Source organism: Paraburkholderia terrae, assembly GCF_002902925.1.
GTDB lineage: Bacteria > Pseudomonadota > Gammaproteobacteria > Burkholderiales > Burkholderiaceae > Paraburkholderia > Paraburkholderia terrae.
Genome location: NZ_CP026111.1, coordinates 2,658,740 through 2,670,903, shown reverse-complemented (window position 1 = coordinate 2,670,903; position 12,164 = coordinate 2,658,740). Strand labels below are relative to the sequence as shown.

The 12,164-nt window shown below is 62.4% G+C and carries 12 protein-coding genes; all 12 read right to left on the bottom strand.

Annotated features, from left to right (window positions below; translation table 11 throughout):
- Positions 1-393 precede the first annotated feature (393 nt).
- The 12 genes from ureG to urtB all read right to left on the bottom strand — a co-directional run bounded on the left by ureG (position 394) and on the right by urtB (position 12,107).
- A complete protein-coding gene (ureG, locus tag C2L65_RS11800) occupies positions 394-1,035 on the bottom strand; it encodes an urease accessory protein UreG (protein WP_042316251.1) in 642 nt (213 codons plus the stop codon).
- Between the two features lie 25 nt (positions 1,036-1,060).
- Positions 1,061-1,741, bottom strand: coding sequence for an urease accessory protein UreF (locus C2L65_RS11795; protein WP_042316250.1), 681 nt, complete (start codon positions 1,739-1,741; stop codon positions 1,061-1,063).
- Entirely contained in the window at positions 1,728-2,399 is a 672-nt protein-coding gene (ureE, locus tag C2L65_RS11790; RefSeq protein WP_042316248.1) for an urease accessory protein UreE, read from the bottom strand. The genes C2L65_RS11795 and ureE overlap by 14 nt, the downstream gene beginning before the upstream one ends.
- Before the next feature lies 1 nt (position 2,400).
- Positions 2,401-4,107, bottom strand: a complete 1,707-nt coding sequence (gene ureC / locus C2L65_RS11785; protein WP_042316247.1) for an urease subunit alpha — start codon at positions 4,105-4,107, stop codon at positions 2,401-2,403.
- A 40-nt stretch (positions 4,108-4,147) separates the two neighbouring features.
- Positions 4,148-4,453, bottom strand: a complete 306-nt coding sequence (locus C2L65_RS11780; RefSeq protein ID WP_007735637.1) for an urease subunit beta — start codon at positions 4,451-4,453, stop codon at positions 4,148-4,150.
- A gap of 10 nt (positions 4,454-4,463) precedes the next feature.
- Positions 4,464-4,766, bottom strand: coding sequence for an urease subunit gamma (gene ureA / locus C2L65_RS11775; RefSeq protein ID WP_006048588.1), 303 nt, complete (start codon positions 4,764-4,766; stop codon positions 4,464-4,466).
- Between the two features lie 157 nt (positions 4,767-4,923).
- Positions 4,924-5,727 carry a transporter substrate-binding domain-containing protein gene (locus C2L65_RS11770; RefSeq protein WP_042316246.1) on the bottom strand — a complete coding sequence of 268 codons (804 nt, stop codon included), beginning with the start codon at positions 5,725-5,727 and terminating at the stop codon, positions 4,924-4,926.
- A 191-nt stretch (positions 5,728-5,918) separates the two neighbouring features.
- Positions 5,919-6,800, bottom strand: coding sequence for an urease accessory protein UreD (locus C2L65_RS11765; RefSeq protein ID WP_042316244.1), 882 nt, complete (start codon positions 6,798-6,800; stop codon positions 5,919-5,921).
- Between the two features lie 33 nt (positions 6,801-6,833).
- Positions 6,834-7,526 carry an urea ABC transporter ATP-binding subunit UrtE gene (gene urtE / locus C2L65_RS11760; RefSeq protein ID WP_042316243.1) on the bottom strand — a complete coding sequence of 231 codons (693 nt, stop codon included), beginning with the start codon at positions 7,524-7,526 and terminating at the stop codon, positions 6,834-6,836.
- Between the two features lie 846 nt (positions 7,527-8,372).
- Positions 8,373-9,236, bottom strand: coding sequence for an urea ABC transporter ATP-binding protein UrtD (gene urtD / locus C2L65_RS11755; protein ID WP_042316236.1), 864 nt, complete (start codon positions 9,234-9,236; stop codon positions 8,373-8,375).
- Positions 9,236-10,423: an urea ABC transporter permease subunit UrtC gene (urtC, locus tag C2L65_RS11750; protein ID WP_042316234.1), complete on the bottom strand. Its 1,188-nt coding sequence runs from the start codon at positions 10,421-10,423 to the stop codon at positions 9,236-9,238. Before urtC ends, urtD begins: the two co-directional genes overlap by 1 nt.
- Position 10,424: 1 nt before the next feature.
- On the bottom strand, positions 10,425-12,107 hold the full coding sequence (gene urtB / locus C2L65_RS11745) for an urea ABC transporter permease subunit UrtB (RefSeq protein WP_081921543.1): 1,683 nt from the start codon (positions 12,105-12,107) through the stop codon (positions 10,425-10,427).
- Positions 12,108-12,164: the final 57 nt, after the last annotated feature.

Here is a 12,164-nt window from a genome sequence, read left to right as displayed (position 1 = left end):
AACCTACACACAGTCTGCCACCTGGGCGGCACAAACCATTCGCTGCCGCTAGCCCAAGTTCGGGTGTTTGAAGTGGGTGAGGCGCTCATTCGACGCGTTGGCAACGAGCGCCAACAGAGACGTTGCCGTGTGAAGCATAAGACCCGTTGGGGGCCCTCAGGCAAATACAAGAACTGGCGGTGTTAGCCGCTTTCTTTTGCCTACTTTTCTTTGCGGCGGCAAAGAAAAGTAGGTGCCGCCCCGCACAGGGGCGACGCATGAAGCACGAAGGCAAAGCGCGGATGCCAGCGCAAAGGCCAAAACACGAAACGGCAACGCATGAAGCGCGAAGCCAAAACACAGATGCCAACGCAGAGGCAAAACAAACCACTCAGCGTCGCAGACAAAAAACGCTCACACCCGCAATAACCCCTTCTCCTCAATAAACGAAACCACCCGATCCAGCCCGTCAAGCGCCTTCAAATTACACATCACAAAAGGCCGCGCGCCGCGCATCTTAGCGGCATCCGAAGCCATGACATCGAGATTGGCACCAACCATCGGCGCAAGATCGGTCTTATTGATCACTAGCAAATCAGACTTCGTGATACCAGGCCCGCCCTTGCGAGGAATCTTCTCACCGCCTGCGACATCAATCACATAGATGGTCAAGTCCGACAACTCCGGACTAAAAGTAGCCGCGAGATTATCGCCACCCGACTCGATAAAAACGATATCGGCATCAGGAAAGCGCGTCAGCATCCGGTCAACAGCTTCGAGATTAATAGACGCATCCTCGCGGATCGCCGTATGCGGGCAGCCGCCCGTCTCGACCCCCATGATGCGCTCGGCCGGCAGAGCGCCCGCCACCGTCAGCAGGCGCTGGTCTTCCTTCGTATAGATATCATTGGTGATCGCGACGAGGTCGTACTTGTCACGCATCGCCTTGCACAGCATTTCGAGCAGCGTCGTCTTGCCAGAGCCAACAGGCCCGCCAACGCCCACGCGCAGCGGCGGCAGTTTCTTCGTGCGTTGCATCGGATGAGGAGCGTTCATGTTCTGATCGTCAAAAAGCAAAAGGCTATGAGCGGAAAAGCCGCGAATACTGCGACTCGTGACGCGCCGACAAAATGCCGAGTTGCGGCGCGAAGGTGTTGATGTCATCCGGTGAAGTGGCGAGTGCCTGCCGGACAGCGGCGTCGATCGGCTCGCGCAGCGCAACGATGATCCGCTGCCCCGCAAGCTGACCTAGCGGCACGGCCTTCAACGCGGCGGCGGCCTGGTTCTCGGCCCAGCTGAACGCATACGCGGCGAGGGCGGCATCCGTGGCGGCGTCGTGCGCGAACGCGGCGAACGCGAAAGCCGTCGGCTGCGCGATCGGCGTCATCGATGCAAGCGTCGCGCGTCGGTCGGCGTCGCCCCATTCGAGCGACGCACACAACTGCCGCAGCGACCAGCCCATCTGCTCCGTTTCGCGCCGCAATTCCATCGACTCGCGGCTCGCGAGAAACTCCCGGTTACCCTGCATCAACGCCGCGGCATCATGCGCGCGCCAGCGTTCGATCTGATGAGCGAGAAACGGCAGTTCGCCATGCGCGAGCACATTCGAGAGCCCGCTTTTGATCCACGCACACGCCGTATCGGCATCGGTGACGAGATTCGCTTCGATCGCGGCTTCGAGTCCCTGCGAATAGCTGAACGCGCCAATCGGCAAAGCCGGCGACGCGAGATGCAATAGTGCAGTCAGCTCAGCGATGCGCATGGTGATGACCGTGGCCATGATCGTGGCCATGATCGTGACCGCACTCGCTGTGGTCATGATCGTGAGCATGGTCATGCGAATTCGCGTGACCGTGTGCATGATCGTGATGCTCATGCCCATGATCGTGCGAATGCGCATGCCCATGATGCTCGCCATACACCTGCTGCGCGAGCGCATAGTCCTCGGCGAAGGTCTCGTCATGCCCATGCCGATGCCCGCCGCCATACGCGCCCGTCTCCGGCTGGAACGGCATCTCGACCTGATCGACCGATGCGCCCAGGCGCTTGAGCATATCGGCGAGCACCGGGTCGTATTCGAGCTTCAGATAATCCGCGCCGACTTCGACGGGCGTATGCCGGTTGCCGAGGTGATACGCAGCCCGCGTCAACGTCAGCACATCTTTCGCGCGCACGTACAGCACGGATTCAGGCGCCGCGACCACGCGCACGAGGCCGCCGTCGTCGGCGACGAGCACGTCGCCGTCGCGCAGCACGGTGCCGCGTGGCAACAGCAGCGCGACCTCTTCACCGCTATCGAGCGTGGCGGCAAGACGGCTCTTGCAGCGCGCGTCGAACGCGAGCGTCAGCGTCGGCGCGCGTTTGATGAGAACGGGCGCGAGCTTGATATGAGCGCTCAGCAGTTTGTCGATGGTTCGCATGTCAGAACAGGAAATAGCGTTGCGCCATCGGCAGGACTATTGCCGGCTCGCAGGTCAGCAACTGCCCATCGGCGATCACCTGATATGTCTCGGGATCGACGCTGATCGACGGCTGCCACGCGTTGTGGATCATGTGCGCCTTCGTGACGCTGCGGCAGTTCTTCACTGCAACGATACGCTTGCTCAGGCCATAACGCTCGGCGACGCCCGCATCGAGCGCCATCTGCGACACAAACGTCAACGACGTGCGTCCCAATGCGCCGCCGCGCGTGGCGAACATCTCGCGATAGTGGACGGGCTGCGGCGTCGGAATCGACGCATTCGGGTCGCCCATCTGCGCCATCGCGATCATGCCGCCCTTGAGGATCAACGCGGGCTTGATGCCGAAGAACGCCGGTTCCCAGAACACGATATCGGCCCATTTGCCGGGCTCGATCGAACCAACTTCATGCGCGATGCCATGCGTGAGCGCCGGGTTGATCGTGTACTTCGCGACATAGCGCTTCGCGCGGAAGTTGTCGTTGCGCGCGTTGTCTTCGGGCAGCGCGCCGCGCTGCACCTTCATCTTGTGCGCGGTCTGCCACGTACGGATTATCACTTCGCCGACACGGCCCATCGCCTGTGAATCCGACGACAGCATCGACAGCGCGCCGAGATCGTGAAGGATGTCTTCCGCTGCAATCGTCTCGCGGCGGATGCGCGATTCGGCGAACGCGATGTCTTCCGCAATCGACGGATCGAGGTGATGACACACCATCAGCATGTCGAGATGTTCGTCGAGCGTGTTGACAGTGTAGGGACGCGTCGGATTCGTCGACGAAGGCAGCACGTTCGCTTCGCCGCATACCTTGATGATGTCGGGCGCGTGGCCACCGCCCGCGCCTTCCGTGTGATACGTGTGGATCGTGCGGCCCTTGAACGCAGCCACTGTCGCTTCGACGAAGCCCGCTTCGTTCAGCGTATCGGTGTGAATCGCGACCTGCGTATCGGTGTCGTCCGCAACGGAGAGACAGTTGTCGATCGCGGCGGGCGTCGTGCCCCAGTCCTCGTGGAGCTTCAGGCCGATCGCGCCCGCTGCGATCTGTTCGAGCGCGGGCTGCGGCTGGCTCACGTTGCCCTTGCCGAGAAAGCCGAGATTCATCGGATAGCCATCGGCGGCTTGCAGCATGCGCTCCATGTGCCACGGGCCGGGCGTGCAGGTCGTGGCATTCGTGCCCGTCGCGGGGCCCGTGCCGCCGCCAAGCATCGTCGTCACGCCGCTCGCGAGCGCTTCTTCGATCTGCTGCGGGCTGATGAAGTGAATGTGCGTATCGATGCCGCCCGCCGTCACGATCATGCCTTCGCCCGCGATCACTTCCGTCGCCGCGCCGATCGCGATCGTCACGCCCGGCTGGATGTCGGGGTTGCCCGCCTTGCCGATGCCCGCGATGCGGCCGTTCTTGATGCCGATGTCGGCCTTGACGATACCCCAGTGATCGAGAATCAGCGCGTTCGTCACGACGGTATCGACCACGTCGGCGGCGACGCGCTGCGACTGGCCCATGCCGTCGCGAATCACCTTGCCGCCGCCGAACTTCACTTCTTCGCCGTAGATCGTGTAGTCGCGTTCGACTTCGATCAGCAGGTCCGTATCCGCGAGGCGCACGCGGTCGCCCGTCGTCGGGCCGAACATTTCCGCGTATGCGCGGCGGCCAATGCGTAATGTCATGTTTGAGAGGTTCCCGAATGTTCGCGCGTAAGCACAGCGATCAGAGCTTGCCCATTACCTTGCCATTGAAGCCATAGACGACGCGGTCGCCCGCCAGCGCGACGAGCTCGACCGTGCGTTCCTGGCCCGGCTCGAACCGCACGGCAGTGCCCGCCGCGATGTTCAGGCGGAAGCCGCGCGCAGCTTCACGATCGAACGCGAGCGCCGTGTTGACTTCGTAGAAGTGGTAATGCGAGCCGACCTGTACGGGCCGGTCGCCCGTGTTCGACACGGTGACCGTGACGGTCGCGCGGCCCGCGTTGAGTTCGAGTTCGCCGTCGTCGGTAATCAGTTCACCTGGGATCATGCGCGCCTCGTCACGGGATGGGGTGATGGACGGTCACGAGCTTCGTGCCGTCGGGGAAGGTGGCTTCGACCTGGATATCGGGAATCATCTCGGGCACGCCTTCCATCACGTCGTCGCGCGTGAGCAGCGTGGTGCCGTAGTGCATGACTTCGGCAACCGTCTTGCCGTCGCGCGCGGCTTCCATCAGCGCTGCCGTGATGAACGCGACGGCTTCCGGATAGTTGAGCTTGAGTCCGCGTGCGCGGCGCCGTTCCGCGAGCAGTGCGGCCGTGAAGATCAGGAGTTTGTCTTTTTCGCGTGGAGTGAGCTTCATCGCATTCGCTTATCGCATTCATCCTATGGCGCCCGCGTGAGCGAGGGCCGCGTTGGTCATTCCGGCGCTGCGCACGGTGTTGCTGCGCTGTCGCCACCGCCTGTATCGTGCGCGGCGCACGGCCGCGTCACGATACCAGCTTCAACCGACGCGCCGCTTACAGATCGGCGGGCAAAGGCGCGCTGAACCACTTCTTCGACATCGCGTTGAGCGTGCCGTCCTGCTTCGCCTGCGCGATGGCGGCATCGACCTTCTGTTGCAGGCGCGGCTCGTTTTTGTTCATGCCGACGAAGCACGGCGAGTTCTTGATGACGAACTTCGGTTCCGGGCGACGCGGCGGATTCTTCGCGAGGATCGTGGCGGCGACGATGTTGCCTGCCGCGATCAACTGCACCTGGCCCGACAGGAACGCCGCGATCGTCGCGTTGTTGTCTTCGAAGCGCTTGATGGTCGCGTTCGGCGCCATCTGCGTGAGCGCGATTTCTTCGAGCGCGCCACGCGTCGCGCCGACCGTCTTGCCGGTGAGGTCGGCGGGGTTGCTGACCTTGATGTCGGCGGGACCGAACACGCCTTGATAGTACGGCGCGTAGGGCGTCGAAAAATCGATGACCTTTTCGCGTTCCGGCGTCTTGCCGAGCGACGAGATCACGAGATCGACCTTGTTGGTTTGCAGATACGGGATGCGGTTCGCGCTGTTGACGGGCACGAGTTCGAGCTTCACGTTCATCGACTTCGCGAGCAGCGCGGCCGTGTCGATGTCGTAGCCTTGCGGCTTCAGGTCCGGGCCAACCGAGCCGAACGGCGGATAGTCTTCGGGCACGGCGACCTTGAGGACGCCTGCCTTCGTGATGTTGTCGAGCGTGTCGGCATGCGCGAGGGGCGCGGCGAGCGTCAGGAACGGCGCGAACAGCAGGGCGGCGAGCCACGCGCGGCGCGGGCGATGTGCGGTCGTTTGGGTCATGTTGGCGATCAGCTTCGGCGTGTGATTTTTAGCGGACTTCGCAACGCGCCTTCGATGCGGCGCTCGCGAGGCGCCATAAGCAGCAAGGGCTATGCCATGCAGACCGGGCAAGGCTTTCCCGTTGCTTGCATGCGCTGTTGCACCACGCTGGCGCGCTGCGATGCCCGAAGATGGTGCGACGAATCGATTGTTCAGGTTGTCCAGAGACGCAGCGGCTTCGCGTCGACCTGATGCACGACAGGCCGCAAGTGCAGCCAGCACTGGGTCAACGCATGCTGAAGCGTCTCCATCGATCGCGCGACGGCCCGCACGATCAGCACGCCGTCGCACACGCACGAGGCGGCGGCGCGAATCGAATCGTCGAAGGGCAACTGGGCGGTGAGCGCCTCGGCGAGCGCGTCGTCGCATTGCGGGCTGACGGCCCACAGCGTGCCGAATGCGGGGAAGCCCGCAAGACCTTGCGGCGCGTCGCGCAGCGGGTCGCTGGCGGCGAGCTTCGCGCGTTCGAACCATAACGGCTGACGATTGGCGCCGACGATGCGCGCAACAGCTCGCAGATGTCCCGCCGACCAGGTTTCGCCCGCGGCTTGCCGGCCGAGTTGCGTCGCGTCCCAGCCGAGCGCGGTGGCGCCTTCGTCGAGCGTCAGTGAGAAGTCGAGCGAAGCGTTGGCGTGATCGAAGACGATGTTGTTTTGCGGCAGCCAGTCGAGCTTGGCGTTCGCGCCGACGCGAATCGCGATGCGCTGTTGCGCGATGCGGCCATTCGACTTGTACCACTTGGTCGCGCCGGGCGTGGTGAGCACGGCGTGGGTATTCGCATCGAGGCGGATGTCGATATCGAGCCGGTCGCCGCCCGCGACGCCGCCGGGCGGATGCACGATGACGGCGTGACAGATAGACGGCCCTTCGGGGTACAGCGGGCGTTGCAGGCGCAACGGGCCTTCGTGCAGACGATGGGCGAGGGTGGTTCGCTCGCCGTGTCTGGCGAAGCCGAGTTCGAGCCGCGCGCGCCACAGGGCGTGCGACGGGTCGTCGATGGTGGCGAGCGTGGCGTGGTGTTCGTGAAGCGACATGCGGCGAGGATAGCAGTTAACCGGGTCTCGCCGTTATACCGCGATGAGCGTACGCACGCCGTCGTCGTCCATGTTGGCGCCTTCGCCGCCCGCGACGATTTCGCCGCGGCTCATGACCCAGTAGCGGTCGGCGATGGCTTTGGCGAAGTCGTAGTATTGCTCGACGAGCAGCACGGTCAGGCCCATTTCTTCGACGAGTTGTCGGAGGGTTCTTCCTATGTCCTGGATGATGGACGGTTGGATGCCCTCTGTGGGTTCATCGAGGATTAGCAGTTGCGGTTCGCTCATGAGTGCCCGGCCGATTGCGAGCTGTTGCTGCTGGCCGCCGGAGAGGTCGCCGCCGCGGCGGGCTTTCATGTCCTTCAGGACGGGGAATAGTTCGTAGATTCGGTCTGGGATTTTCTTCGGGGCTTTTTTGCTGGCTGCGCCGACTAGCAAGTTTTCTTCTACCGTTAGTCTCGGGAAGATGTCTCTGCCTTGTGGCACATAGGCCAATCCTTGCGCTACGCGCGCGTGCGGGGCGAGTTTTGTTATTGGCGTTTCGCGCCATTTTATTTCGCCGGTCTTGATGGGGACTACGCCCATTAAGGTTCTTAGTAACGTGGTCTTGCCTACGCCGTTTCGTCCTAGCAGTACCGTTAGTTTTCCGTCCGGTACAGTCAGCTTCACGTTTCGGAGGATGTGGCTGCCGCCGTAGTACTGGTTCAGGTTTTCTACTTCTAGCATTTTGTGTTTCCTTGGTTGCTCTTTGCCGAGCGGCAGGTTCCATGTGCTGGCTTTTGCGGTTTGGCTTTTGCTCTGGCCTTTGCGCGGGCATCCGCGCTTTGCCTTCGTGCTTCACGCGTCGTACTTATACGTTTGCCTTTTCGCTGGCATCCGCGATTTGCGTTCGTGCTTCACGCGTTGCCCCTGTGCGGGGCGGCACCTACTTTTCTTTGCCGCCGCAAAGAAAAGTAGGCAAAAGAAAGCGGCTAACACCGCCAACATTTCTTCTTGCCTGAGGGCCCCCAACGGGTCTTACGCTTCACACGGCGACGTCTCCGTTCAGCGCATGTTGCCAACGCTCCAAGCCTGCGCATCACCCGCTTCACGCGCCCGCAATCCGGCATGCCGTACCAGATAGTCCACCGCCGCCCAGGTGGCAAACTGTGTGTAGGCCGTAGTACTGCACGCACCTCACTCCGGACCGATAGCGCACGCGTCCCACCCCGTAAGAGCGCTGCCCTATATGACGCGACAACCTACACACAGTTTGCCACCTGGGCGGCACATACCATTCGCTGCCGCTAACACGTGTACGAATTTGTGAAGTGGGTGAGGCGTTTATTTAAAGCGTTGGCAACGAACATAAGTCACGTGATTGCCGTGTGAAGCGTAAGACCCTTTGGGGGCCCTCAGGCAAACACAAGAACTGGCGGTGTGAGCCGCTTTCTTTTGCCTACTTTTCTTTGCGGCGGCAAAGAAAAGTAGGTGCCGCCCCGCACAGGGGCGACGCGTGAAGCGCGCTAACAAATCGCGGATGCCAGCAAAAGCCGAAGCAAACCCAAAAGCCGTTGCAAACAAAAAACCCTTTCAACGCCCCAAATAACTCTCAACCACAGCCGCATCACGCTTAACGTCATCAAGCGTCCCTTGCGCCAGCACGCGGCCTTCGGCCATCACAGTAACCTTACCGGTCTCACCGGCCAGCGCAGCTACAAATTCCATATCATGCTCAACAACCATCATGGAACAAGTCCCACGCAAGTGGTTAAGAAGAGCAGCCAACTCCATAGTCTCATCATCAGTCATGCCAGCCGCAGGCTCATCAAGCAACAACAACGCAGGCTGCTGCATCAACAACATTCCAATCTCGAGCCGCTGTTTCTGCCCATGAGAAAGCTCACCAGCGGGCCGCAGCGCCTCGCCTTCCAGACGAATCAACGACAACGTCTCTTCAATTCGCGCCTGCGCCGCCCTATCCAGCTTCGCGCGTAAAGACGCAAACCAACCCTTATCAGTCTTCATGGCCAGTTCGAGGTTCTCCCACACAGGATGCTGCTCGAACACAGTCGGTTTCTGAAACTTGCGCCCAATCCCCGCGCGGGCAATAGAAGGCTCATTCATCCGCGTGAGATCGATCGTCTGCCCGAGAAACACCTTGCCCGAATCGGGCGAAGTCTTCCCGGTAATGACATCCATCATCGTCGTCTTGCCGGCGCCATTCGGCCCAATAATGCATCGCAACTCACCCACATCGATCGACAGCGACAACGCGTTCAACGCGCGAAACCCATCGAACGAAACGGTCACGTCTTCCAGATAAAGAATCGCACCGTGTGATACGTCGATCTCACCAGGCGTGACCACGCGTCCCATCGAAGCCACGCCAGAAAGCGCGCGGCCATCGTGTTCTTCGGGAAGAGAAAGATCAGGAACCATCGGGTTTTCGTTCATCAGCGGTTCCTCTTGCGTGTCACGAGCTCGAATAGCCCCATGATCCCGTTCGGCAATAGCAGCGGCACGAGCACGAAGATCAAACCCAGAAAGAACAGCCAGTACTCCGCAAAATAAGCCGTGAAAAAGCTCTTGGCGCCATTCACCGCGAACGCGCCGATAATCGGCCCGATCAGCGTGCCGCGTCCGCCAACCGCCACCCAGATCGCCATTTCAATCGAGTTGCCCGGCGACATCTCGCCCGGATTGATGATGCCGACCTGCGGCACATACAACGCCCCCGCAATCCCGCACAACACGGCCGACACCGTCCACACGAACAGCTTGTACGCAAGCGGGCTATAACCGAGGAACATCAACCGCGTCTCGCCGTCGCGCACGGCCGTCACGACACGCCCGAGCTTCGACGTCACGATCGCGCGCGCGCCGATGAACGCGAGCACGAGCACCGCGAACGTCAGTAGAAAAAGCGCGGTCCGCGTGCCGGCATGCGTGATCGGATAGCCCGCGATCCGCTTGAAATCCGTGAAACCGTTGTTACCGCCAAAGCCCGTCTCGTTGCGATAGAACAGCAGCATCGCGGCAAACGTCATCGCCTGTGTGATGATCGACAGATACACGCCCTTCACGCGCGAGCGGAACGTGAAGAAGCCGAATACCCACGCGATCACGGCAGGAACCAGCACGACCAGCAACAGCGCGTACCCGAGATGCTGCGTGCCTTCCCAGTACCAGGGCAACTGATGCCAGTCGAGAAACACCATGAAGTCGGGCAGGTCGCTGCCGTACTTGCCGTCATGGCCGATCGCGCGCATCAGGTACATGCCGATCGCGTAGCCGCCGAGCGCGAAGAACAAGCCGTGCCCGAGGCTCAGGATGCCGCAGTAACCCCAGACGAGATCGAGTGCGAGCGCGGAGATCGCGTAGCACATCAGCTTGCCCGTTAGCGTCATCGCATACGCGGACAAATGGAATGCGCTCGTTTCCGGCAGCACCAGCGCCGTGAATGGCACACCAAGTCCGATCGCGATGATCAACGCAATCAGAAATTGCCACGCGCGCCGCGACAGCAGGGCAGGGCGCGGCGGCAAGCCGAGCGCGAAGCCTTCGAGGCGTTCGCGTTCGCTCGCCTGCGCGTCGCCGCGTGCATCGACGGATGTGGTTGGGGAGGAAGTCGCGGATGTCATGTCATGCCTCCGCGCTGCGGCCCTTCAGGGCGAACATGCCCTGAGGCCGCTTCTGGATGAACAGAACGATCAGCACCAGCACCGCGATCTTTGCGAGCACGGCGCCCCAGAACGGCTCGACAGCCTTGCTGACCAGCCCGAGTCCGAAGCCGCCGATAACCGTGCCCGCCAGCTGGCCGACGCCGCCCAGCACGACGGCCATGAACGAATCGATGATGTAGCTCTGCCCGAGGTCCGGCCCGACATTGCCGATCTGCGACAGCGCGCAGCCGCCAAGGCCTGCAATGCCCGCGCCGAACGCGAACGCATACGAATCGACATACGCGGTCTTCACGCCGACGCACGCGGCCATGCGGCGGTTCTGCGTGACGGCGCGCACGAACAGGCCGAGCCGCGTCTTCGTCAGCACAGCCCACGCAATCCCGACGACGATCAGCGAGAACGCAAGAATCGCGAGCCGGTTGTACGGCAGGATCAGGTTCGGCAGCACCGTGACGCCGCCGCTCATCCACGAAGGGTTCACCACCTGCACGTTTTGCGCGCCGAACAGCATGCGCGTCGCCTGGATCAGGATCAGGCTCACGCCGAAGGTAGTCAGCAGTGTTTCGAGTGGACGTCCGTACAGATGCTTCAGCACGAGCCGTTCGAGCACGATGCCGACCAGCGCCGCCACCGCGAAGGAAGCGGGCACGGCGATCAGCGGATACCAGTCGAACGCGCCAGGCATGTAGCGCTGCACGAGGTTCTGCACGACATACGTTGCGTACGCGCCGATCATCAGGAACTCGCCGTGCGCCATGTTGATCACGCCGATCAGGCCGTACGTGATTGCAAGGCCGAGCGCGGCGAGCAGCAGCACGCTGCCGAGTGACAGCCCCGCGAACAGCGTGCCCGCGATCTCGCTGCGGCGCTGGATCGAATCGAGCGCGTCGATGCCCGTCTGCGCCGCCTCGCGCACCTGAGGGCTGCTTTCGGCGAACGTGCCGTCGGGCTTCTTCGCGACGAGCGGGCGCAGCAGTTCGTACATGTCCAGATCATGCCGCGCGGCGACGAGTTTCACCGCTTCGAGACGCTTCGTGGCGTCGGTGTCGTGCAGCGCTGTCATCGCCCAGAGCGTGTCGAGGCGCTTCTTCAGCGTCGGGTCGGTTTCCTTTGCGCGCGCAGCATCGATCTGCGGTTTCATCGACGGATCGGGGCTTTGCAGCAGCGCGGTGATCGCGGCCGCGCGCTTTGCCGGGTCGGTCGAATCGAGTTGCAGGCCCGACAGCGCGCCCGCGACTTTCGAGCGCAGCAGGTTGTTCAGCGTGACCGGCTGCGCGTCGCCTGCGGCGACGGTCTTGCCCGTGACGGCATCGCGCGCGGTGTCGTTGTCCTGGATCAGCACGTTGCCGTTATCGGTGGCGAGCGCGCTGTCTTCCGAAAGCGCCTTCAGCAGCGCGAGCGACGGCGCGTCGTGATTCGCGATCAGCTTGTCGATGGCGGCCGACTTCGCATCGAAGTCGTCGCCGGCGAGCGGCGCGACTTCTTCGGCCGTCAATGCGTGGGCGCTCGCGGGCGCGAGCACGGCGAGCGCCGCGCCCAGCGCGCACGATGCAGCGGCAATACGCACGCGTGCGCGCATCCCGCGCAGCGTGTCAGCGCAGCGGGCCTTGAGCGAAGCGAGCGTGGAAAATGAGTACGCCATAGTGGTCTTGAGTGAGAAGCCTGCAGGCAGGCGCGCGATGCCCTCGCACGAGAAACG

Excerpts from the sequence above, each read along its gene's own strand:
- ureG (WP_042316251.1), bottom strand. The coding sequence starts at position 1,035 with ATGAACGCTCCTCATCCGATGCAACGCACGAAGAAACTGCCGCCGCTG.
- C2L65_RS11795 (WP_042316250.1), bottom strand. The coding sequence starts at position 1,741 with ATGCGCATCGCTGAGCTGACTGCACTATTGCATCTCGCGTCGCCGGCT.
- ureE (WP_042316248.1), bottom strand. The coding sequence starts at position 2,399 with ATGCGAACCATCGACAAACTGCTGAGCGCTCATATCAAGCTCGCGCCC.
- ureC (WP_042316247.1), bottom strand. The coding sequence starts at position 4,107 with ATGACATTACGCATTGGCCGCCGCGCATACGCGGAAATGTTCGGCCCG.
- C2L65_RS11780 (WP_007735637.1), bottom strand. The coding sequence starts at position 4,453 with ATGATCCCAGGTGAACTGATTACCGACGACGGCGAACTCGAACTCAAC.
- ureA (WP_006048588.1), bottom strand. The coding sequence starts at position 4,766 with ATGAAGCTCACTCCACGCGAAAAAGACAAACTCCTGATCTTCACGGCC.
- C2L65_RS11770 (WP_042316246.1), bottom strand. The coding sequence starts at position 5,727 with ATGACCCAAACGACCGCACATCGCCCGCGCCGCGCGTGGCTCGCCGCC.
- C2L65_RS11765 (WP_042316244.1), bottom strand. The coding sequence starts at position 6,800 with ATGTCGCTTCACGAACACCACGCCACGCTCGCCACCATCGACGACCCG.
- urtE (WP_042316243.1), bottom strand. The coding sequence starts at position 7,526 with ATGCTAGAAGTAGAAAACCTGAACCAGTACTACGGCGGCAGCCACATC.
- urtD (WP_042316236.1), bottom strand. The coding sequence starts at position 9,236 with ATGAACGAAAACCCGATGGTTCCTGATCTTTCTCTTCCCGAAGAACAC.
- urtC (WP_042316234.1), bottom strand. The coding sequence starts at position 10,423 with ATGACATCCGCGACTTCCTCCCCAACCACATCCGTCGATGCACGCGGC.
- urtB (WP_081921543.1), bottom strand. The coding sequence starts at position 12,107 with ATGGCGTACTCATTTTCCACGCTCGCTTCGCTCAAGGCCCGCTGCGCT.